Here is a 23539-nt window from a genome sequence, read left to right on the forward strand (position 1 = left end):
TCCATTACGCTACTGCATACACGTAAACCTTAGTCCGATACAAATCCTTGCAGGTCACTACCCGCTCCGGCTCCCAGCCGGGCAAAGCAAAGCACACGCTGATCACGCGGGCGCCGGTCCTCATCCGATCCTCCAGGATGGGGCCAAACCTCTTCATTGCCCCCGGATAGAGATAGCAGACGACGATACTCGCATCCTCGTAAGAATACTTGTAAATGTCTCCTTTACGGAACTCTACCGTTGTCCGTGAATCCGACGTCCTGTCTGCCCCTCGCATCGAAACCCCGTAAGTCAGCCAGACCAGGATCTTCGACGCCTGCAGGGGGATTGCCGAATTCTCGAGGCCGACCAACCGCCAGCCTTTGCAATACCGTGCAATATGGATGCCTAGCGTTCCCCAACCCGAGCCCGCCTCTACGAGCAAGCCCGGTCCGGAGAACCGGTTCACCTCATCCGCGACGGCTCGACGAACCCGCCTCGACGTAGGCATCGGCGAGATGCCGTTCTTCCAACTATAGTACACGATGGACAAGGCTGCCCCTAACGCGAGCACTATCAGCAGAATGGACAATATCTGATACGGATTAGCCTGCAATGCCCATTCCCCCGCTCTTTCCAGGTAACTATCTATTTATCGTTCGATTATACGTCTACGGATACCCGCTCTCAATCCTCATAATAGCAGGTATCCTCAATTTTAAAAACTCAGACCAAGAAAACGCTTGCAATCATCTGCTCTTCCGAGATAAAATGGGAGTTACTTACATTGAAGGGAGTGAACGGCATGCAAAGCTTGTCTACGGTTTCGACTTTTACGATTAAGGTGATCGACAACTGAATGCTGCGGGCGGGTTGAATCCGTCTGCGACCCCTGAAGGATAAGCCGCTCACCGCAGGCATAGCCTGGCGGTTTTTTTGTGCGCAAATAAGGGGATTTTACCAGCAAACAACGAGGAGACGTGGTGCGTGCTACAATTGAAGTACCTATTCGACAATGCCGATCTAGCTAAAATGATTTTGAAGAACTGGGAGTTCGACGAGGCTTCGATCGATCTTCTCCGTTATTACAGAATCTCGTCCAACGCCGTATATCCCTTCCGGAGCAAGGGCAGCGCTCGGCTACTAAGATTTGCCCCGAAGTCGGAGAAGCGCAAGGATCAAATTCTGGCCGAGCTTGAATTCACCGCTTATCTGCGTTCGCGGAACTATGCTGCGCTTGAATCGGTTCCCTCCCTTGAAGGTATGGAGCTGATTGAGACAGGAACTCCGTGGGGTGAGTATTACGCCAGCGTTTTCCGGCGCGTATCGGGCGAGCAGCTCGACAAAACCGATCTTGGCGATGCCGTCATTCGCAGCTATGGGCAAGCATTAGGCCGACTCCATCGTCTATCAAGCGAGTACTCGCCTGCGCACCATGTAAGGTGGTCGTACAGCGATGCCCTTTGCTGGATGCAGGAAGTTTTGCTTGGCTTCCCCGAGGAAACGGTAGCGTTAGAGGAAATTCATCTGCTGAAGCAATACTTCTCCACCGTTCCGGTCACCCGCCATAATTTCGGTTTAATCCATTATGATTTCGAATTCGACAACGTCTTTTATGATCCGGAAAAAGGTGCCTGCAACGTGATCGATTTCGATGATTCCATGTATCATTGGTATGCGATGGATCTGGAGCAAGCTTTCGATTGCATCCGGGAGCATTTTTCAGACGAAAGATTCCCTAGCAAAAAACAATGCTTCATGGATGGCTATCTGGCGGAATATGAGGTTATGGATGATTATGAGACCATTCTTCCCGCATGCGGGAGGTTCGCGAACTTGTACGGTTACGTTCGTATTCTGAGATCGGCATCGGAAATATGGGCTAACGAGCCCGAATGGTTGCGAGAGCTAAGAGTGAAATTGGCAGTTGGTTTGCAGGTCCGATCATCCGGATTCGGCATGAAGCTTGCAGGAGAAACGAGGGATTGGACATGACGAATACATTAAGACCGCTACGGCTACCGGACGATTACTCGGCGTTGGCGAAATTATTGAACACCCATTGGTCCGAGCCTACTTCGGCGGAGAGGCTGGAAGAGGATGACGCCAAGCTGTACGAGGTTGGCGTTACTTACAAGGACGATAACGGACAACTCGCCGGATATGACCGTACCCGATACGTCGCGGTGACGGAACAGGACGAGATCGTAGGCTTCGTCTGGTCTTGGCGAGCTCCCTGGACGGAGCCCGGGGCTCTCAACAATACGCTTATTGTCGCCGAGTCTTACCGTAATCAAGGCGTCGGTCAGCTTCTGCTCCGGCATGCCGCGGAATGGGGAACCGGTCTTGGAGCGACGAAGCTCTATGCCGAGATTTGGGACGACAGTCCGGATTCTCTTGGATTCGTCAAGCGCAGAGGATTCACGGAGGAGCGGCAATCTTACCAATCGGTGCTGGATCTTGGGAAAATAGACTTCGAGAACATCGGCGACGATCAGCTCTTCGCTCGGCTGGCGAGCGACGGCGTGCGGTTCTCGACATTGGCCGATGAACCCGATGACGGCGAGCTGAAGCTATACGAGCTCTATAAGGGGACGCTTGTCGACATTCCCGGATTTACCGGCGAAGTACCGGTGATCGACGAATGGCGGAAATGGTATCTGCAGGCGGATGGTTATGCCCCCGAACAGGTGATCATCGCCGTGGCCGGAGACAAATACGCAGGGGTAACCAACGTCCTGCACAACAAGACGACGAACGGCATGTACCATGAGTATACCGGCGTCGGCAGGAATTACCGCGGACGCGGAATCGCCCGGGCATTAAAGCTGAAAGCCATCCGCCTTGCCCGGCAACGCGACGCGGCCTATATCCGCACGGACAACGACTCTACGAATGCTCCCATTCTGCGCATTAACCAGAGCTTAGGCTATGTTCCGCTGAGAGGGATGATTAGGATCGTGGCTAGTCTTGCCGATGTAATCCCGCATACCTTGAAGAATCGAGCACCTCGAATCGAGGGAGACGGCATTGTTTTGCGCTATGCGCGGGAGTCGGATCTGGAGTCTTACCTTGCTTTCCTGCGGGATCCCGAGATGAGTCGGTTAACGGGCTCGCAAGCGGAATTCACGACCGAGCAGATAACGGCATGGATTCGAAAAATTAGCGTGCCCAATGACGATCGGGCGGATTTCGTAATCGCGCTTGCGGATACGGATGAAGTGATCGGCGAAGTCGTGCTGAACGAGGTCGACTCCGACAACCGCAGCGCGAACATTCGCATTGCCATCCAAGGGAATTCCCATCGAGGCAAAGGATACGGGACCCAAGCGATGATTCATATGCTTCGGCACGGTTTCGAAACGCTACGGTTACACCGTATCCACTTGGGCGTGTATGCTTTCAATCCGCGCGCGATTCACGTGTACGAGAAGCTCGGCTTCCGCCGCGAAGGGGTCGAGCGCGACGCCCTGTATCAGAACGGGGAGTTTCACGACATGATTATGATGGCTATGCTGGAAGAGGAGTACCGCTCTTTGTACGGGGTTAGTTAGAGAGACGGCGGACGGCGGGCAACTGGCGGGTAGTGGGCTGGGTAGCTGCGGATGGCGGAGTTAACGAGCTTTCTTCGTTATTTCGGCGCATTGAGCCCGCGAGTGCCGGAGTTATCGAGCTTTCTTTGTTAATTCTGAGCATTGGGCCCGCGAGTGCCGGAGTTATCGAGCTTTCTTTGTTAATTCTGAGCATTGGGCCCGTGAGTGGCGAAGTTATCGAGCTTTCTTTGTTAATTCTGAGCATTGGGCCCGTGGGTGCCGGAGTTATCGAGCTTTCTTCGTTAATTCTGCGCATTGGGCCCATGGGTGACTATCTCCGGCGCAATTTGCAGGCTATATATTTGAATCGAAACGGCAGACCCGAGCGAAAACTCGAGCTGCCGTTTTTTTGATTGTGCGCCTAAGATTCAAAGGTTTTATCTTTTCCCCGCTTTACATTCACGTTGCGTGAAGGTTTACAATAAGCAAACGGAGGTGATGAACATGAAAATCAATGAGGTCGCGAAGAGGCTCAAAATCTCGCCGCGTTCGATACGCTTCTACGAGGAGAAAGGGTTGATCTCTCCTGCCAAAGAGCCGGGTAACCTCTACCGGTCATTCTCGGAGAAAGATATCTGGCGACTTCAGACCATTATTTCTCTTAGGGAGGCGGGAATGCCCGTCGCGGATATTCGACCGGCTCTGGAGCAGTCCGATGACGACAATACGGAGGAACTCCGTTATTACCTGGAGCTGCAGAGATCCGTCATGATGTCGGAGTGGTTGCAGATTAAGCAAGTTATCGAAACGACGGATCATATGATCGAATTGCTCGGAACGAAAAAAACGTTGCCGCTCGGGCACGTTTTTCGGTTGGCGGAGGAGTCGAAGCAACTGCGAGAACAGCGCGGCAATTGGAAGGACAAGTGGAATTACAATGAGCAAGCGCCTACGCACGATGAACGGGTAGCCGCAAACTCGGGGACGTATGCCGACTACGATCATGCGTTGGATCTGATCGTCCGGTCAGTATCTCCGCAAGCCGGAGAAAAGGGGCTCGATATCGGCACCGGAACCGGAAATTTGGCGGCCAAGTTTATGGAGCGGGGAGCCTCGATGTCGGGGATCGACCAATCCAAAGAAATGCTTCGGCAATGCCGACGGAAGCTTCCCGCGCTGGAAACGAGAATCGGCAATTTCCTGGCCTTGCCCTACCTCGAAGAGCAATTCGACTTCGTCGCGTCGAGCTTCGCCTTTCACCATCTGAACTCCGACCAACAGCTCCTTGCGTTAGAAGAAATTCGCAGGGTGTCCAAGCCTAACGGACGAATCAGCATAGCGGCTTTAATAAATTCGGATGCTCGAAGCGGAAGCGCTAGCGATAATCCCCACTACCCGGAACTCCGAACGTTGGTCCGCTGGTTCGAAGTTAACGGGTATCGGGTGGAAACCATTCAAATTAACGACTTGCTCCATATCGTCAACGCCAATAAGGAGGGTCGGCAGCATGCCTGATCACGAGAAAGTATATAGACAAGAAGCAGCCCAATATCATGAATTAATCGCTAAACAACCGGACTTAAAAACAGTCATCGAGGAAATCAGGCCAATAAAAGGACTGGATATCGTGGATTTGGGAGCTGGGACGGGTAGGCTAACGATGGTATTCGCCCCGGAATCCCTCTCCATTATCGCGCTCGATGCCTCCGCCGCCATGCTGGAAATCACGGCAGAACGGTTAAGCGTCGCCGGATTGCGCAATGGGTCCACTCAAGTGTCCGATCACCGCAAACTCCCTCTGCCGGACCGAAGCGCGGATGTCGTCGTCTCCGGCTGGAGTATCTGCTACTTAACAAACAAGAACATTCCCGAATGGGAGCACAACCTGGACGAGGTCATTCGAGAGATCAAACGCATTCTACGCCCCGGCGGAACGGTTGTCATACTCGAGACGATGGGCACCGGCTTCGAGACTCCTAACCCTCCGGATTTCTTGTTACCCTACTATGCTGCCTTAGTAGACAAGTATGGCTTCTCTTTTCGTTGGATCCGCGCCGACTACGAGTTCGAGAGCATCGGACAAGCCGAGCGGCTAACCCGCTTCTTCTTCGGAGACGAGCTCGCGGACCGGGTCGTCGAACAAAATCTCGTGCGCTTGCCCGAATGCGCCGGGATTTGGTGGTTACACATTTAGATCTTCTGAACACTTAACTCGAACAGCCGCGCCGTTCTGATCTTAGGCATTCGAACGGCGAGATAACCTTCCTCGGAATGCCAGCTAACCTCGCTATCGTTCTCGTGCGGGTAGGCGCGTTTAACGTCTAACTCTTGATTGACCAACCCCCCTAGCGGAAGCTTGATTTCCGACGTTTCGCCGGCGATTCTCCACACAGCCAAGTATATCCGGTTATCCCGGCGCAGCCCGAAGCTGATCCAGTCCGCTTGTTGCGTCGGCAACCCGATCGGCCAGAAAGGTACGGCTTCGGGAATATCAGTCCGAATCGTTTTATAATAATCCAGCGCTTCCTTGACCAATTCCCTGCGCCGCGGGCTCAATTCCGCTAGATGGCCGCTTTGGTGAACCCGAAGCAGAAGCGCGTTCACCATGTTGAACACGACCTCCTCGTCGTCCCCTTCCCTCAAGGGGTAAGACCAGATCGCGGATTGCTCCGGCGTTAGCGCAGCCGGAGAGCTCGCTGCGATGGCCGCGTAATTCACGTAGTCCTCTTGGTCGCTCGTAGATTGAATGCTGTGCCGGCTGAGCATCGCGTAATCCATCCGCATGCCCCCGCTCGAGCAATTCTCGATAACCAAATCCGGGTAACGCTCGAATATCGCGTCGAGCCAGCCCAGGTAGGCGCGATTATGCTGCAGCAGTCCGTCTCCGAAGCTGTCCGCTCCGGTCTCCGTGCCGATGCCGCCATTAATGTTGTAATCCATCTTAATGTAGCCTACGCCGTAATCCTCCACCAACCTTCGAATCACTTCGTTCGCGTGCGCGATAACGGCGGGATTGCGATAATCCAGCTGGTATCGGCTCCGATCCTTCACCCGTTCCCCATGTCGCATGAAGAACCAGCCGTTATCGGTATCCGCAAGCTTCTTGCTATTGATCCCCATGACTTCGAGCTCCAGCCATAGTCCAGGAATCATCCCTTTGCCGCGAATGTAATCGAGCACGTATTTGATTCCTTCCGGAAATCTTTCCGCCGAAGGCAACCATTCGCCGACGCCGTCCCACCATTCGCCCGGAGCGTACCAGCCCGCGTCTATGCAGAAATATTCGCAGCCCACATCCGCCGCGGCATCGATCAGAGGAAGAAGCTTCGCCGTCGTCGGATCTCCCCAGAGACAGTTCATATAATCGTTGAATATGACCCGCAGCTTGCTGTTGTCTTCATTTTCCCGGCGGATTCTTCTACGATATGCTGTTAGATCCGCGATCGCCTGTTCGAAGCCTCCTTGTACCGCTCCGACAGCGACCGGAACGGAGACGAACTCTTCTCCCGGCTGCAGCCTTTTCCACCAATGGTTGTCGTGCTCCGTCGGCCCGCTGATCAATACGGTCAATAAATCGACCTGCTCGATGATCTCCCAATGCCAGGAGCCGTTGTGCTCGATTTGCCAGAACAGGCTCGTTCCCGCTTCCTTATTCTCGAGCACCGCCATCGGAATATGCTCGGCGGCCGACCACGATCCCGTATTGCTGTAGGATACTCGCTTGGATCCCCGATCGATGACGTGGGACATGCCCAATTCGGGCAGCTTGTACGTTCTCCATTGCAGCTCGCTTTGCCAGCCGTTATGGGCGATCGACAGCTCCATTTTCACGTCGCGGTCTTGGTCGCCCTCCTTGTCCAATCCGGTTAACGCGAAAGATGATACATACTCCACTCCGACCGTCGAATCTCCCGCGTTCTTCAGAACGGACCAGCTGCGAACGGTTTGAATTCCGTTGTAAAACTGAAAATGCTGAACCGCCAGTAATCCCGTAACCGGATCTTTCAGTCCGATCTCAAGCTTTCGGCCTAAGTCGTTAACAAAATCGGTATGCCCTTCGTACGCCATTCGAAGACCCGGATAAGAGGCCCTATGCGTCCGCCCGTGATATTCGGCCCGATCCTCCCCCGTTAATTGAAGCTCCATCAGCCGAAAGCCCGGCAATTGTCCATCCTTGATCGTTTCGCCACGAAGAGGCCCCGTCCCGAAATGAAGCAGCCTTACGTCGCCGCCCTCCGTTACTTCGAAAACCAAATGAAGCCCGTTTTCTGCCACGTTAATACGTTTACTCATGTATGAATTCCGCCTTTCAGCTCGGTATTGGTAAATAACGAGAGCCTCCAACCCCACTAGTAAGGTGGTTTTGGAGGCTCTATCGTCCCTAAAGCATCTTCGAAGCGATGGCGTAGCTTATTGCGCGGAACCGAATTGAATCCAAGCTTTCTGAATTTCATCGACCGCTTGATCCTTCGATTTGCTGCCGCCGATATAGGACTGCATCAACTCGCCGAATTTCTGGTGGAAAGTGTCGAGGGAATAGTTAACCGAAAGATCTCCGGACTTTTCCGTTTTCAGAATTTCCTCCATTTGCTTCGGCATGTCAAGGTTCGGCATCGGAGCGTCTTTGATCGGAGGAATAACCTTAGCTACGTTGGAGAACCAAGATTTACCGTAGTCGGAAGTATACAACCAGTTGAAGAATTCAACCGTTTCCTTGGCAACCTTGGAATCCTTGTTAATGCGAAGCGCTTGATCCGCACCCGTAATGATGAGCGATTGATCGGCTTTGTCGCTAACCGGATAACCCATGATTCCCAATTGGAAATCGGGGTTGATTTTCTTAATCGCTTCTTCGTCCCAAGCGCCTTTACCCGTCATGAAAGCCGCTTTGCCGGAAGCGAAGTCGCTGACTTCCGCATTGCTGTCTCTTTCCAGAGGTTTGTCCGTACCGTGTTTAACGGTTAGATCGATAAAGTCGAAGAAGTTATTGTACAACACGGGATGATCTTTGAACGTCGTATCGCCCGCGATGAATTGATCGACCAATTCTTTAGGAGTAATGTTGGCGTCTTGAGCCGCCGCATCGACGAAATGCTGAGCGATATGCTTCCATACCCACCATTCTTTATAAGCATTGGCGAATGGAGTGATTCCTTTCGCTTCCAGCTTCGCTACCGCGTCCGCCATTTCCGCCGTCGTTTTCGGAGGAGTCGCGATGCCCGCATCCGCAAGCAATTTCTTGTTGTACATCATTACGAACAGGTTTCCTTTAACCGGTAGGCCAAGCACCTTGCCGTCGGTGGAGCTCATGTTCGAACGAACGGCATCGGTCATCGCTGCGGCAAGCGGTTCGCCTGTCAAATCCGCGCTGTATTCGGCGAATGTATCGATATCTCCGCCTGCCGTCGTTTGGAATACGTCAGGAGTGCTACCCGCAGCGATTTTGGATTTCAGAATCGTGTTGTAATCCGCCTGCATGATTTCCAGGTTGATCGTAACGTTCGGTTTAACCTTCTTGTATTCGGCGATGTATGCATTGAACGCTTCCGTGTATTCCGGCGAGGCGGTGAACATGTTGATCGTAACCGGCTTCGAGGAATCGCCTTCGCCCGATGCCGCGGACGTTCCGGACGGACTGGCATTTCCGTTGCCGGCGTTATCGCTGTTGCTACCGCATGCGGCAAGTATTCCAATCATCAGAACCAAGCTAATGGAAAGTGCCCCAAATCTTTTTAACATGGTATTGCCCCCGTTTCGTAAGTTGAATATTCGTCTACGATGATCATTCTAAAGAATCGACGGCAAGATAAGAATGTACATAAGTGAAATGTTAAGGGTAAAAAAGCGGCGGGATCCGTTTGTGCGCTTTTTAACCGTTCTTGGGATTTTCCCGGTACTCGGACGGTGAGACGGAGTAATAAGTCCGGAACGCCTTGCTGAAGTAATTTTTGTCCTTGAACCCGAGCATCGAAGAGATATCCTGAATCTTCAGGGCCGGGTCATCCAGAAGAACTTTAGCCTTGTCCATTCGGACCTTCTGCACGTATTCGTGAATTCCGAATCCGAATTGCTGCTTGAACAGCCTCATCAAGTATTCCCTGCTTAAGTAATACTTCTCCGTGAACATCGATATTTTGATGTCCTCGTAATAGTAATCGTCGATATACGCTTTAATATCTCCCACCTCGAACGGTCTATTCGCCGTTTGGGACCTGCGAATCTCTTCGCCGTAATAGTCGAGCAAGCGAAGAAACAGCTCCTCGTATTGCCCGAAGGTCGTGTAATCGGTAAGGATTCCGATCTCTCGAAGCGCGTTCTCGCCGGTCAAGGGCAATCGTTCGGGGTTTGCCTTTAAATCCATTGCCATATCGTTCATTAACGTAACGAAATCATGAAGGGTCCGGTCTGCTTCGCCGATACGGAAGCTCTCGGAAGAGCCCCACTTTTTCGAGTAGTCGGATATGATGCTTCTAGCATGTTGGAGATTTCCGCTTTCCAAAGCGCTTCGAATCATGGGAATTCGCCCCACCCATGAATGATTGTCCGCATTTAAGCTTTTCTCGGAGCCGTCGACCACGACCGAGCCGTGCAGCTTCAGCAGATCGATGCCTTTGATCGCGGCCTTGGCCGACTCGTAGGAACCCGATATTCCCATTACCTCGTTTCGTATGTCGCCGATTCCAACCAGAATTAAGGCCCCGAACAGCATGTTCAAGGTCGATGCGACCTTATTCATCTGATGAATCGATCGGTAAGCCATGTCCTCCTTGTATCCGCCTTTCATCGTGACGACGGTGATCAGCTCCCGCTCCCTTCTCGGATTCGGAAAGCTGAAGCAATGGAAATGGTCGCCGGCGATTTCATTGATGACGTTGGCCACCGCGAAATGAAGCAAGTCCACGTCGTCATGGAACCGACGCCTGCCGATCTCTTCGAGGTTAAGGATACGCAACACAATGACCGCGAACCGGTTCTCTTTGTCGTCCGCCCCGATTAACGGCATCATGGCTTCGCTTAGTTGATTTTTCGTGCTTCGCTCGATAATAGACAAATAGATCTTTTCCTTCAGCTTAGGCAAAGACATATTAAGCGTTATGTTTTTGTTGATGAAATCGTTATCCACCAGGCGTTTGGCAGCGATGAGATTAAACGCCTTATCCAGCGCCTGGTTCAGGTCGGCGCGGTTGACCGGCTTTAACAGATAATCCACGACCTTGGAGTGAATGGCTTGTCTCGTATATTCGAAATCGTTATACCCGCTTATGACGATCGTCAGTAAATCGGGATGATCCCGTTCAAGGATCCGCAGAAGCTCGACGCCGTTCAACACGGGCATCTTCATATCGACGATAACGACATCCACCTTGTTTTCCGCCAGAACGGTCAAGCACATTTGACCATCCGTCGCCTCCAGTACTTTCCCTACTCCCAATCCGGTCCAATCTCCCAAGATGCGTATGGCTTCGCGCAAGGGCTCTTCGTCGTCGACGATCAGAACGTTATACATAGCTGCCACTCCCCCGCGGTAACCGCATTTCCATTTCCGTTCCCTTGTCGTCCGTGCGGATGGCCAGCTCCGCCTCTTCCCCGTACAACAGCTTTAGTCGCGTATTCAAATTAACCAACCCTATGCTCTCGTTCTCGTGGTCGCGGTCTTCCCATTCGCTCTGAAAGGTGCGAACGATTTCCTCTAGCTTGCCGGTCTCGAAGCCTGGGCCGTCGTCTTGTACGGAAATGACGACATGGCTTGAAGTCAGATGCGCTTTGACGGAAATGGTCACGGTACTCGATACTTTCTCCAGTCCGTGCTCGATCGCATTCTCGACCAGAGTCTGAATGGATAGCTTCGGAATTTCCAGTTCCATTAGCGATTGCTCCCAATCGTATTTCACTTGAAGCCGATACCCGAAACGTGCCTTCTGCAGAGCCATGTACCGTTCGATGTGCTTCAGCTCTTCCTTAGCGAAAACGATGTCCTTGCCGCTTATGCAATATCTTAAAGTCATGGCTAAAGCATCGACCATATCCGCGATATCGAAGCGGTCGTTCTTCAGCGCTTTCGTCGAGATAGCCTGAAGCGCGTTATATAGAAAGTGCGGATTGATCTCGGCCTCCAAGGCCTTTAGGATCGCGTTTTTCTCCACCAGCTTCATTTTGTACCGCTCGTTGATCAATTCGTTCGTTCTCTTGACCATTTGGTTGAAGTGCCGGGATAAGTACGCCAGCTCGTCTCGTCCCTTCACGTCCGTTTCGGCATCGAAGTCTCCCGAGCTGAAACGTCCCATCTGATGGGCAAGATTCTTCAACGGCCTCGTAATCGCGTTAGAGGTGAGCGTCACGAGAATAACCGACAGCAGCAGAAAGAGAAACCCGATAAAGTAGCCCCAGTTCCGCGTCATCGTCGCTGTCTCGTTCAATTGCGAGTACGGAATGGGCTTGACGAGCTTCCACCCTGCTTTTTCCCCCACGTCGTACACGACGAGGTACTTCCGGTCGTCGACCGTCCAAGTTACTCGGCCTCCTGCGCTTCCGGGAAGTTCATCGATCAGTCCTAAACCTTCGGCTTCTTTAAGGAATGACGGGTCGTCCGAATAGAACGGCTCTTTGTCCGGGCTTAGGAACATAACGTGCTGTCCTTCGTTGAAAGGAATGTCTTTCATGATGGCATCCTTGGCGGACGAGTTGAAGTAAAAGGAAAGGACGGCCTCGGGCTTCCGGGAGGCGATCGTCCGAAGAACCCGATGATAAGCCATGAAGCTGTTCTCGGCAGCCTGACCGGGATAACCCGTCTCGATCGGAGAAGAAGCGAAAGATTGAAACACGCGATTAAGCGAATCGTCCACGGTTCGTTTGTACCAAGGCATCTCCTGAACTTGCTCGGCGATCCCCGTTCGAACCGTGATATTATAATTTTCCTTGGTAATGGAATAAAATTTTTGCTGATCGATCAGATAAAGATAAATGGTTTCCAAGTCATTACGGGAATAATACAGGCTACGCAAATAATCCTCCAGGTACAACCTCGAGGCATAGTCCTTCTCTTCGCGATGAATAGCATTCGTGAACTCGTCGTAACGAATCTGGGGAAGGGAAAGCTGCTCGATTCCGTCCAAATAATTCTCCAAATTCTTATTCACCAACAGGAGATTGTTCGTGGTGCTGGCAATGCTGTTGTTGACGGACTCCTTCTGCAGCATCTGGTATGAAATAACCGTCAAAGCCGTTACGACAAGAATAACGATCGACGTGAACAACAAGATCAGCTTGTTGACGAGCCTCCGGGATACCCGGTCGTACAGGGATACAATCGCTTTGGTTACTCGCTTGATCGGGTTCTCCATAGTCCTCCGCTGACATCCGTTTCCGTTCACCTTTTTACCCCTAAATGATTTCATAAATCCATTTTTGCGGGTATCGGGCTACTTTATAATACACATTATAGTCCAAACGAAATAGCTGTGTCATATCGCAGCTTCACGGCAAATACGCGAATTGCGGCAAGGAGAGGTGTTATCATGTTCAAGTCCTTAGGAAGAAAATGGAGCGAGAAGCTGGAGTTCGGCATCTTCACTTTACCGGTTCTCATCTGCATCGCGGTGGCTTTCTACATCCCGTTCGCCATGACGATCCGCTACTCGATGACCAAGTGGAACGGGATATCCAAGCACCCGAAATTTATCGGATTGGACAATTTCAAGGATATATTCTCGGGCGACTCAAACTTCGCCAATGCGTCCTGGTTTACGATCAAATACGCCGTTCTGTACATTGTCATCATCAACGTGCTGGCGATCGGGCTCGCCGTTATTCTGGACATGAAGCTCAAAAGCACGACTTGGCTCAGGACCGCGTTCTTTATTCCTTATATCCTAAGCCTCGTTATCGTCGGATTCATCTGGAAGTTCATCTTCATGCAAGGCTTCGAATCGCTGGGCGACTCGACCGGATGGTCTATATTCAAGCTAAGCTGGCTCGGAGAGCCCGGTTTGGCGTTTATCTCCATCGTCGCGGTCTCCATCTGGCAGTCCATCGGATTCTACATGGTCATTTACATCGCAGGCTTGCAATCGATTCCCGAGGACCTGAAGGAAGCGGCAACCGTCGACGGCGCCGGTCCGATGCGGAAATTCTTCAGCATAACGCTGCCGTTGCTAGCTCCATCGATTACGATATCCGTATTCATGGCTTTGACGAATTCCATTAAGGTGTTCGACGTTATCCTTTCCCTAACGGGAGGGGGGCCGGGCGGAACGACGTACAGTATCGCCTACGACATCTATAGGGATACTTTCCAGAACAACCTGTACGGATACGGTACGGCCAAGGCGCTTATTCTCTTCGTCGCCGTCTTGATTATTACTTTGCTGCAGCTCACGATCTTTAAGAGCAGGGAGGTTGATGCGTAATGAAGAACCGCAGCAGAGCGGGAAGAATCGTCCTCGAAGTGTTGATGGTCCTTCTTTCGTTACTCTTTCTCTACCCTCTCTTCCTGGCGATCATTAACTCGTTCAAAACCTTCGGAGAAGTGTTAAGCGACGTAGTTGCGTTACCGACGCACTTGGCCTTCGGGAACTATTCGTACGTGTGGTCGTTCATTAATTACCCGCGGCTATTTCTTAACAACTTCATCATTACCGTCGTGGGACTTGCCGGCATCGTGCTCGTGTCGTCCATTGCGGCCTACAAGCTGTCCAGAACGAAATCCCGCTTCAGCGGCTTGATCTATATTCTCTGTATCTTGCCGATGCTGATTCCGTTCCAGTCCATCATGCTGACCGTGCTTCAACTGGCTAAGGATATTCATCTCACGAATAGCACTTGGGGACTCGGCGTACTTTACTGGGGCTTCGGCGCTCCTTTGGCGGTGTTCATCTACCATGGCTTCGTGAAAGGAATTCCAAGGGAGATCGACGAAAGCGCGACGATCGACGGAGCCTCGGGATTCGGCCTGTTCTTCCGGGTCATCTTCCCGTTGCTTAAATCGGTTACCGCCACGATCGTCATCATCGACGTGATGTGGATCTGGAACGACTTCCTGCTTCCGCTCCTGATGGTTAACGGCTCTCCTTCCACGAAGACGCTGACCCTGGCCGCTTACACATTCGTCGGTCAATACACGTCGGATTGGCAGTATGCGATGACCGCGATGGTTATGGCCGTGTTGCCTTCCATCATCGTGTTTATCTTCCTGCAGAAGTTTATCGTCAAAGGCGTCGTCGCCGGTGCCGTCAAAGGCTGATTATTGAATGGTTCAGTCGACAAAAAGAGGCCGTCCATAAGTAACCTTATGGACGGCCTCTTTTTGTCGAATAGCATTATTGCGGGGAAGATCCCGCTATCTCAATATCCCTTCCATATGCACATCGTGCTCTTTGCTAAGATCGACGTAGCAACCATTAATCTCGATGAAGGGATGCACGGGATCTTGTTCGGTAACGAGTACGATCTTCCCTTCCCTGCCGTCCGACAAGATCACCGTATTGCCGATCAGCAAGTCCATGATCCTTTTCAGAAAACTGAGAGTAATAGCCGGGTCCAGCGCTCCGTAAGCATTGTTGGATAATTCCTGTAGCACCTTATAGAAAGGTACGGGATTCTTGTATACCCGTCGCGACACCATCGCGTGGAACACGTCGGCCACGGCTACGATCTTGCTGAATATATCAATGTCTCCTCCGTTTGATCCGAATGGATAACCGCTCCCGTCCTCGCGTTCATGATGCTGTAACGCCACGTATGCGTATCTCTCCGGAATGCCTAATGACTTCTTCAAGATCTCGTACCCAAGGACCGTGTGTTCCTTGACGAGCGCATATTCCTCTGCCGTTAGCTTCCCCGGCTTATTCAAAATCGCCTCCGGGAGCTTAGCTTTGCCAATGTCGTGCAAGAATCCGGCGGTAGTCAACTCCAGCAACCGATTCTCGTCGAACCCGCGGGCTTTGCCGATCAGCTTGGACAAAACCGCGACGCCGATGCTGTGCTTATATACGTACTCGTCGTGCATCTCCAAATAGTTGAGAATCTGATTCAGGTTCGGATGGTTACTAATGAGCATGATCATGGGAACGATCTTATCGCGAACGACGGCAAAAGGGATTTGATCCAGATTTCTGGCATGGTCGAATAATTCCTTGACCTCGCCGATCGCGGAGTCTACTACGCGATCGATCGAGAAGGGCTCGAAGTCTTCTTCCGAAAGAATAACTTGCTGCGATTTCATCAGGATGATATCTTTCTTCGTCAGCATTCTTGCTTTCGGAACGACCAACGTTCCCATTTTGTTATAAATGTTCTTGTTGAGTCTCTTTCCCATGAAGGAATCCAGCAACAGGTGCTGACCCTTATCCATCATTCATTCTCACCACTACTTCCCTTATCGACATCCCATGATCGCTTATGGGTTCTTCTTCAGAGATTGAATATCGAAAGTCGCGTTATGGACGGGCTCGAAAATATCCTTGCAATACTTTCCAATGCAGACTCTACCGGCGTACATCTTCACGACCCTTATTTTGCGCTTAGCCTTAAGAATGGAGTTGGCACCCGTTTGCCCGCCTATCGTCTTGGCGAAAATGCTGTCTCCCGCTTCCAGCTGCGAGCCTCTGCATACGGAATTGGCGGATTGGAAAATGATATTCCCGGCGGACAACAAATCGCAGAGCAGCACTCCGTCCCGATTTATCACGATGTCCCCGTTGGACTTCAACTCGCTGTTCTGGCATTGGTTGATGCTAATCTCGACCTTCTCCTCTTGCATCCTGGCCACTTCGTTATGCGTGTCCTGAAGAAGGGCGAGAAAGCTCTGCACGAAGCCGTAAGTTCCGGTTTCCAGAAGCTTCTGGGGATGCGCGAAGATCGCCGCCTTTTCCCTCAGCTTCTCGTACTCTTCTTGCTTGATGTGCTGGATATTCGAGATGACGTTCTGGAGCTCCTTGATGGTAGCCGGTATTTCCTTCATCTTGGTTTCTAGCAGCAGCATTACGATCTGTCCGTATTTTACGGGTTGCCTCTTTGCTTCCAGAGCTTCTACCAGCATCTTGGACGCTACCAGTAACTTCTCTATGTAATCGCACAATAATTTGGAAGTATGGTATAGCCGGTTAAACAACACGCCGAAATAGCCGGAGTAAAGCTTGCTTGCGATGACGTTGCCTCTGACGTTGATACTTCCGGTGGCCGTAATGGTTGAGTTAAAGGTATTCCCGTATACGTACACATTGCCTAAGGATTCAATGATCATGTTATCCGTTACGTCTCCATGGACGATGACGTCCCCCGAGAAAACGATGTTGCCCGTCTCGATATCGACGTTCCCCGTAACGATATACGCGGTCGAAACATCGAAGGTCTTAATTTTCCCCCCCGTTATTCTCGGCCTTCCCTGCACTTGCGAAATAATCGTCCCGTCCGGCGTCAGCTCGACGTTGGACTTCGCGACGATGAACATATCCTTGGGAGGAACCGGCAACGAAACGCTGCCAAGCACGTCGTATCCGACGACTCCGTCGATCGGCGGATATTTCCTCGCCATGACCTCACCCTTCTTAACCGTGGGTATGCGCAGGTGATTCCGAAAGTCGACCGCGCCGTCCACCTCGAAAAACTCGCTCTTCACTTGTTGGGAAAAGTAAACCTCTAAGCTCGCGTCCGTACCCGGTATCGGCTCTTTCCCCCTGGCGACTACGATCGGTTCATACGTAGGTGTTAGGAGCTCTTGCTGAATAGCCGCGAATTCGTACCGGGTCTTAATGGACATCTGCTCGAGCTTCGATACGACGTCTCCCAACTGAACGGTTTTCAGAACGATAGTCTTATCTTCCTCCGCCCTGACGATTAAGTGAGTGGCCGGTCCCGCGTCAATCAGCTTGAACGGATATCGTTCAAGCGCGTGAAGATGCATGTAAACGAACAGCTTGTCTTCGGAAATGGTGATCTCGAATAAGGGAAACTCCTCGACCTCCCAGGTTATACGATCCTCCGCGGTTATCTTCGACTCGTGGTGGACCAATCTGTCGTTCAAAAAGAGTCGCAAGGGACTCATCGGATAAATAACCGCATAATCCCCGCCGTTAACCGGATTCTGGACATGGATTTGCTGATTCCCTACCCGAATGGAGCCATCTCGCCGCTCAGCCCCGAGATCGAGGTCCTTGAGCACGGAATCCGCGCTGTCCCCGTTCGACAGATCGCCGTCCATATCGTCCATATTCAACTGGTCGATAAGCTTCTTGATTTCTGCCTCGGAAATATATTTTTTCAATTTCAAGCACCTCTCAACCACGACTCCTAGCCATTCGCCATGCGTGATGCCAGGACAGGAGAAGATGACGCCTGCCCTTCGAATAAGCCGAAAAAAAAAGACATCTCCTGAATGGAAGATGCTTTAATTCAAGCGCCCCATTCGGTAGCTTGGCAGTCATAGGATAGAAGTCCCTTAGACCCATAGCTTTGCGTCCCTTTTTTTCAAAAGGTTTGCCTTTTCGTGTGTGCGTTCTTAGTTGATTAAGACTTTTCGACTAAACGAATGTCATTGCGATCAACACATGTAGGTATTAGTACCTTTATTATATGTTTATAGTCTCTGATTTTTCAAGAGAAAGTCGAATACTTGTAAAAAAATGTAGATTAGACTCGTAATTCCTCGCAATTAGCGTTTTACGTTTAGGAAATAACCCTATTCTAGCCCTCCGGGGGAATAGATAAGAGCCTCCAGCCCACATCTTACGAGTAGGTTGGAGGCTCTTTCGTTTGCGCGGAATCGGTTATACTTTCTCTATCCAGCCGAAAGGATCTTCGACGGTTCCTCTTTGCACGCCGGTCATGAAGTCGTACACTTTGGACGCAATCGGTCCGGTTCTGCCCCCGTTAAGAGTCAGCTTGTCGCCTTGCCAGTTCAGTTCCCCGATAGGCGAGATCACCGCGGCCGTGCCCGTTCCGAATGCTTCCTCCAACGTGCCGACCCGATAAGCCTCTACCAGTTCATCGATGGAAATCATCTTCTCCTCGACCTCGATGTTCCAATGCTTTAGCACGCGAATGACGGAATCCCTGGTGACTCCATCCAATATGCTTCCGTTAAGCGCAGGCGTGATCACCTTGTTGCCGATCTTGAAGAATACGTTCATGCTGCCGACTTCCTCGATGTATTTTCGATGCACGCCATCGAGCCATAGCACTTGAGAGTAACCTTTCTCCGTAGCTTCCTGCTGCGCCTTGAGACCAGCCGCGTAATTGCCGCCGGTTTTCGCGTTCCCTACTCCGCCGGCGACGGCCCGGACGTACTCGGATTCCACGTAAATGCTGACCGGATTGATACCCTCCTCGTAATACGAGCCTACCGGCGACAGAATGATCATGAAATGATACTTCTCCGATGGAGACACGCCTAACGTAGGTTGCGTAGAGATCACGAACGGGCGAATATACAGCGAGGTTCCCAGTTCGTTCGGAATCCAATCCTCGTCAATCTTGATTAGCTGCTTCAATGCTTCCATAATCAGCCCTTCGTCCAACGAAGGAATGCTTAAGCGGGTATTGGAGCGGTTAAGCCTTTGCAGATTCTTATAGGGACGGAACATAAGCACTCTGCCGTCCGGAGTTTTGTATGCCTTCATTCCTTCGAAAACCGTCTGACCGTAGTGGAACACTTTGGCAGCGGGGTCCATCGGAATCGATTGGTAAGGAATGATTCTCGGATGGTGCCAGCCTTCTCCCGTATCGTAATCCATCATGAACATGTGATCCGTAAAATATTTGCCGAAGCCCAGCTGCGAGGTCGCCGGCTTCTGCTTGGGAGCGGACGTTCTCTCCACTTTAATCTTGAGGCTCATTCGAACATCTTCTCCTTACCCGTAACGGTTATAGTTGAATGATAGCAGAGCGTTAAGTATATTGATAATATCTGTTTTGTCGGTTATCCATACCTTATGAGTATGGAAGAGTAGGAGGAAGTCTCTATGGATATGCGGCAACTCCGTTATTTTATCGCTATCGCCAATGAAGGGCAAATTACTCGCGCGGCTAAGCAACTGAACATGGAGCAACCTCCGTTAAGCCGCCAATTAAAGCTCATGGAGCAAGAGCTGGGAGTCGTCCTGTTCGATCGAAACGGAAAGCGGCTGCAACTGACTCAAGCCGGGGAATGGCTTCGAGAACGCGCGATCGCTCTAACGAACCAATTCGACGAGACGCTCTCCTTCGTCCAGGAGCTTGGGGAGGGCGTGCAAGGCGTCTTGTCCGTCGGAGCCGTCGTTTCCTGTATTTCCTTATTGCCGCCGACCATACGCCGATTCTCGGAGAAATATCCTTTAGTCACATTCAAAATCCAAGAAGGCGACCATTTTCTGCTCGGCGAGCTGCTCGAGAGCCGGGACATCGAGCTCATCGTGTCGCGTCTTCCGTTCCAATCGGACTTCCAATCGCAGCATTATTCGGTTCTGCCTTTGCCCTCGGATCCTTTCGTCGCCGTAGTTCCCGCCGAATGGTGTCCGGATGACGATCGACAATCGATGTCCTTGCAGGAGCTCGTCCGCTTTCCCTTTCTTACGCTGAAGACGGATCGAACGACGGGCATGCATAACCAAATCTTCCAAGAGTTCAAGCAGCACGGCTTGGAGCCGCGTATTCTTAGCGAGTGCTCCAGCGTAGCCATAACCGTCTCGCTTGTGGCCAATGGATTAGGAGTCTCGATTCTTCCGAAGTCCGTCATGTCTTCTTTCGCGTCTCCGAACATTAGGCAAATGTCCATCTCCGGCGCCGAATTTCAAAGCGAGGTCGGCATCGTATGGCTCAAGGATCGTTATCTCTCCAAGAGCGCCCGGCATTTCATGGCCATCATCGGGGAGTGAAGGCCATGGGCTATGTTCCGGGCCGCATGTGGCTGTACCGCTGACTATGCCGTCTCATTAAAAAAAGTCTACGGGACCGCTGATTTCCGCGATCCCGCAGACCTTATTCGCCACCTTGGATCTACGATTTGCCTATAAACTGCTGCGTCCAGTAGGCTTTGCCGTCCTTGAGGACGTAGCCAACGCCGAGGTGCGTGAAAGCACCGTTCAAGATGTTCTTGCGATGACCTTCGGAATTCATCCATGCGGTCACGACCTCTTGCGGAGTAGGCTGACCCATAGCGATGTTCTCGCCCGCGGATTGATATTGCACGCCGAAATTCCGCATCATCGCGAACGGATCTCCATAAGTCGGGGAATCATGCGAGAAGTAATTATTGGCCGCCATATCCTCGGATTTGGCTCGCGCGGACCGGTTCAAGTTGGAATCGCTGCCCGCGCATGACGATAGCCCCGCTTTCTGTCTTTCTTTATTCGTCAACGCGAGCACTTGTTCCTCGTACCCCGTCAAGCTCTCGTTCTCTGGAATAGTAACCGTTTGACCTTGATTAATCGGAGACTCCAGCGACTCCTGCGGCACGTTCGTTTGCGTGTTCGGAGCCGCGCTTCCGCTTCCGTCTTGCGCGAGACCCGGATTCTGGGCCAGCAAATCATCCAAATTGACATGATATCGCTCGGCGATATCCTTTAAGGATTCTTGGTTTTGCACGACGTGTTTGTTGGATGGCAGTTCCGTGTCGACGGAGCTTACATTGAAGGGTTTCACTGCCTTTGCCTTCATTTGAGAAGCATCCCGGTCCCGATCGTCTTTCCCGCAACCCGACACCAGGAACAGCGCCCACATAATCGATATCCCTAACAATACTATACGTTTCATCGTTGTACCCCCTTTGCTTTTATGTGTTTTAACATCCCCCTTTTTCCGATAATTACCCATTGCCGCCACGAAAACGCAAACACCCCCGACGATGGTAGTCGGAGGTGCAATACATTTCAATTGATTTAGTTAGCTTCTTTGGCCTCGCGAACTTTCAGCTGCTTCCCTTTGACCGTAGTATTCGTCATGACTTCGATAATACGCGGTCCTTTGCCGTTCAAGATATCGATGAAGGTTACGTTGTCCTGTATCGTGATGATTCCGATATCCTCCGCCGATACCCCTTCGATCCGGGCAAGGGTTCCCACGAAATCCACCGCGCGGAGCTTCTTTTTCTTGCCTCCGTTGAAGCACAGCTTCATGATGCCCTTGTTCAATTGCTCGTTCTTATCTTTCTTAATCGTGGGCTGAACGCTCAGTTTCTTCTCGAACGCCGCTTGCCTAAGCGATACTTCATCCTTGGAAGGCATCTTCCTTCTGCGGATTTCGAACCCGATGTAGCCTTCGATATTCGCCAGGAACTTGTCTTCGTTCGGAGTCGCGAAGCTGATGGCTTTCCCGGCATTGCCAGCCCGTCCCGTTCTTCCCGTCCGGTGCACGTAACCTTCGGAATCTTGGGGAAGATCGTAGTTGATGACGTGCGAGATGCTATCGATATCGATCCCTCTGGCCGCCACGTCCGTCGCGACGAGGTAACGAAACGCCCCTTTGCGGAACTCGTTCATAACCTTGAAGCGATCCTCTTGCTCCATACCGCCGTGGATCTTGCCGCACCTGAAGCCGAGCTCGTCCAACTGCTTATACACCTTGTCCACCTGTTCTTGGGTTCTTCCGAAAATGATGCAGCTATCCGGATTCTCGACCACGAGGAGATCCTGAAGCAGCTTGGGTTTGTCTCCCTCCTTCACCTGAATCAAGGAGTGGTCGATAAGGGAGGTCGTCGTTCCGGGTGCCGCCATAATCTCGATGTTTACCGGATTTTTCATGATTTTGTGACACAGTTTCTCTATGTCTTTAGGTAACGTTGCCGAGAAAAGCAAAGTCACCCTGCTCTTGGGAAGCTTCTGGACGATCTTCTCCACTTGCTCTATGAATCCCATACTGAGCATTTCATCCGCCTCGTCGATGACGAGGTAACGAATGCGCTCGAGCTCCAGCGTCCCCCGCTCGATATGATCCATCACGCGCCCAGGAGTCCCTACTATGACATGAGTCTTCTGCTTTAATTGCGCGGTTTGCTTCGAGAAGGACTCTTTGCCGTACAACGGAGTCGCTTTAATGCGCTTGAATCTTCCGATGTTCGTAATGTCCTCGTTCACTTGCAGGGCAAGCTCGCGGGTCGGCGTCAAGATCAACGCTTGCGGCTTATTCTCTTCCCACTCGACCATCTCGCATAAAGGAATTCCGAAGGCGGCCGTTTTCCCGCTCCCGGTCTTGGATTTCACGGTAAGGTCTTTCTTCTCCAGCGCCGCCGGTATAACCTGATTCTGCACGTCCGTCGGTTGCGCATATCCAAGACCTTCAAGCGCTCGGATGATGTCTTCGCTTAATTTATAATCGTTGAACCTTTTCTCGCTCATGAATGTACCCCTTCGATCCTGTTTGTCCTCGTGATCATGAGTTCATCTTAGTCTATGGCGCGATGGGAATGCAATAAAGCTATGTAAACAGACTGTTTGAGTGCAGGGCGGTTTGCGCCGGAAAAGCCGGGGGGAGTCAGGGAAGCTACCGGTTGGCGGGGGCGGAGTTAACGAAGTTTCTTGGTCAATTCGGCTCGGGTTCGGCGACAGAGACGGAATTAACGAAGTTACTTGGCTAACTCGGCTCGGTTTGGGTGGCGGGGGCGGAATTAACGAAGTTACTTGGCTAACTCGTCCTGGGTTCGGCGACAGAGGTGGAGTTAACGAAGTTACTTGGCTAATTCGGCTCGAGTTAGGGGGCAGGGGCGGAATTAACGAAGTTACTTGGCTAACTCGACTCAGGTTCGGCGACAGAGGCGGAATTAACGAAGTTTCTTGGCTAACTCGGCTCGGGTTCGGCGACAGAGGCGGAGTTAACGAAGTTTCTTGGTCAATTCGGCTCGGGTTCGGCGACAGAGACGGAATTAACGAAGTTACTTGGCTAACTCGTCCTGGGTTCGGCGACAGAGGTGGAGTTAACGAAGTTACTTTGCTAACTCGGCCCGGATTCGGTGGCGGTGGCGGAATTAACGAAGTTATTTAGCTAACTCGGCTCAGGTTCGGCAACAGAGACGGAGTTAACGAAGTTTCTTTGCTAACTCGGCTCGGGTTCGGCGACAGAGG

Annotated in this window: 19 protein-coding genes and 1 riboswitch; of the genes, 8 read left to right on the top strand and 11 right to left on the bottom strand. The window is 51.6% G+C overall.

All coding sequences use genetic code 11. The annotated features are described in order from the left end of the window. Positions 1–4 precede the first annotated feature (4 nt). Positions 5–595 (bottom strand): class I SAM-dependent methyltransferase, encoded by a 591-nt coding sequence (locus DFP95_RS16675; protein ID WP_115993778.1) that lies wholly within the window; start codon positions 593–595, stop codon positions 5–7. Between the two features lie 110 nt (positions 596–705). Beyond that, a complete protein-coding gene (locus tag DFP95_RS28675; RefSeq protein WP_147304173.1) occupies positions 706–891 on the bottom strand; it encodes a hypothetical protein in 186 nt (61 codons plus the stop codon). 75 nt (positions 892–966) lie between these two features. Between DFP95_RS28675 and DFP95_RS16685 the strand changes: the two genes are divergently transcribed. The 4 genes from DFP95_RS16685 (at position 967) to DFP95_RS16705 (ending at position 5706) form a co-directional block, all read left to right on the top strand. After that, positions 967–1974: a phosphotransferase enzyme family protein gene (locus tag DFP95_RS16685; RefSeq protein ID WP_115993780.1), complete on the top strand. Its 1008-nt coding sequence runs from the start codon at positions 967–969 to the stop codon at positions 1972–1974. After that, complete coding sequence (locus DFP95_RS16690) at positions 1971–3533, top strand: GNAT family N-acetyltransferase (protein WP_181907471.1); 1563 nt, start codon at positions 1971–1973, stop codon at positions 3531–3533. The genes DFP95_RS16685 and DFP95_RS16690 overlap by 4 nt, the downstream gene beginning before the upstream one ends. A 483-nt stretch (positions 3534–4016) precedes the next feature. Beyond that, entirely contained in the window at positions 4017–5027 is a 1011-nt protein-coding gene (locus tag DFP95_RS16700; protein ID WP_115993783.1) for a MerR family transcriptional regulator, read from the top strand. Beyond that, a complete protein-coding gene (locus DFP95_RS16705) occupies positions 5020–5706 on the top strand; it encodes a class I SAM-dependent methyltransferase (RefSeq protein WP_115993784.1) in 687 nt (228 codons plus the stop codon). Before DFP95_RS16700 ends, DFP95_RS16705 begins: the two co-directional genes overlap by 8 nt. Here DFP95_RS16705 and DFP95_RS16710 read toward each other — a convergent pair. From DFP95_RS16710 to DFP95_RS16725, 4 genes are all read right to left on the bottom strand, one after another. After that, a complete protein-coding gene (locus tag DFP95_RS16710; RefSeq protein WP_115993785.1) occupies positions 5703–7805 on the bottom strand; it encodes a glycoside hydrolase family 36 protein in 2103 nt (700 codons plus the stop codon). The two genes, DFP95_RS16705 and DFP95_RS16710, sit on opposite strands and share 4 nt — an antisense overlap. 117 nt (positions 7806–7922) lie before the next feature. Further along, entirely contained in the window at positions 7923–9251 is a 1329-nt protein-coding gene (locus DFP95_RS16715) for an ABC transporter substrate-binding protein (RefSeq protein ID WP_115993786.1), read from the bottom strand. Positions 9252–9381: 130 nt separating this feature from the next. Then, positions 9382–11019: a response regulator transcription factor gene (locus tag DFP95_RS16720; protein WP_115993787.1), complete on the bottom strand. Its 1638-nt coding sequence runs from the start codon at positions 11017–11019 to the stop codon at positions 9382–9384. Next, a complete protein-coding gene (locus DFP95_RS16725; RefSeq protein WP_115993788.1) occupies positions 11012–12853 on the bottom strand; it encodes a cache domain-containing sensor histidine kinase in 1842 nt (613 codons plus the stop codon). The genes DFP95_RS16720 and DFP95_RS16725 overlap by 8 nt, the downstream gene beginning before the upstream one ends. A 174-nt stretch (positions 12854–13027) precedes the next feature. Between DFP95_RS16725 and DFP95_RS16730 the strand changes: the two genes are divergently transcribed. After that, positions 13028–13918 (top strand): carbohydrate ABC transporter permease, encoded by an 891-nt coding sequence (locus DFP95_RS16730; RefSeq protein ID WP_115993789.1) that lies wholly within the window; start codon positions 13028–13030, stop codon positions 13916–13918. Continuing rightward, positions 13918–14751 (top strand): carbohydrate ABC transporter permease, encoded by an 834-nt coding sequence (locus tag DFP95_RS16735; protein WP_115993790.1) that lies wholly within the window; start codon positions 13918–13920, stop codon positions 14749–14751. The genes DFP95_RS16730 and DFP95_RS16735 overlap by 1 nt, the downstream gene beginning before the upstream one ends. Positions 14752–14847: 96 nt before the next feature. Here DFP95_RS16735 and DFP95_RS16740 read toward each other — a convergent pair whose 3' ends face one another. The 3 genes from DFP95_RS16740 to DFP95_RS16750 all read right to left on the bottom strand — a co-directional run bounded on the left by DFP95_RS16740 (position 14848) and on the right by DFP95_RS16750 (position 19342). Next, complete coding sequence (locus DFP95_RS16740; RefSeq protein WP_115993791.1) at positions 14848–15864, bottom strand: HD-GYP domain-containing protein; 1017 nt, start codon at positions 15862–15864, stop codon at positions 14848–14850. Positions 15865–15906: 42 nt separating this feature from the next. Next, positions 15907–17772, bottom strand: coding sequence for a FapA family protein (locus DFP95_RS16745; RefSeq protein ID WP_115993792.1), 1866 nt, complete (start codon positions 17770–17772; stop codon positions 15907–15909). A gap of 140 nt (positions 17773–17912) precedes the next feature. Next, positions 17913–17999, bottom strand: a riboswitch (cyclic di-GMP riboswitch). A gap of 275 nt (positions 18000–18274) precedes the next feature. After that, positions 18275–19342, bottom strand: coding sequence for a branched-chain amino acid aminotransferase (locus tag DFP95_RS16750; RefSeq protein ID WP_115993793.1), 1068 nt, complete (start codon positions 19340–19342; stop codon positions 18275–18277). Between the two features lie 126 nt (positions 19343–19468). Here DFP95_RS16750 and DFP95_RS16755 point away from each other — a divergent pair, with 126 nt between their 5' ends. After that, positions 19469–20359 carry a LysR family transcriptional regulator gene (locus DFP95_RS16755; RefSeq protein ID WP_115993794.1) on the top strand — a complete coding sequence of 297 codons (891 nt, stop codon included), beginning with the start codon at positions 19469–19471 and terminating at the stop codon, positions 20357–20359. A gap of 121 nt (positions 20360–20480) precedes the next feature. On the opposite strand, the gene DFP95_RS16760 is transcribed toward DFP95_RS16755, so the two are convergent. Both DFP95_RS16760 and DFP95_RS16765 read right to left on the bottom strand, forming a co-directional pair. Continuing rightward, positions 20481–21236, bottom strand: coding sequence for a CAP domain-containing protein (locus DFP95_RS16760; protein ID WP_245987703.1), 756 nt, complete (start codon positions 21234–21236; stop codon positions 20481–20483). Positions 21237–21361: 125 nt separating this feature from the next. After that, positions 21362–22816 (bottom strand): DEAD/DEAH box helicase, encoded by a 1455-nt coding sequence (locus tag DFP95_RS16765; RefSeq protein ID WP_115993795.1) that lies wholly within the window; start codon positions 22814–22816, stop codon positions 21362–21364. Between the two features lie 112 nt (positions 22817–22928). On the opposite strand from DFP95_RS16765, the gene DFP95_RS16770 reads away from it, so the two are divergent. Beyond that, the gene (locus DFP95_RS16770) at positions 22929–23459 is read left to right on the top strand and encodes a hypothetical protein (protein ID WP_147304174.1); all 531 of its coding nucleotides are present in this window, start codon (positions 22929–22931) and stop codon (positions 23457–23459) included. Positions 23460–23539 lie beyond the last annotated feature (80 nt).

Source organism: Cohnella lupini (genome assembly GCF_003386205.1).
GTDB lineage: Bacteria > Bacillota > Bacilli > Paenibacillales > Paenibacillaceae > Cohnella > Cohnella lupini.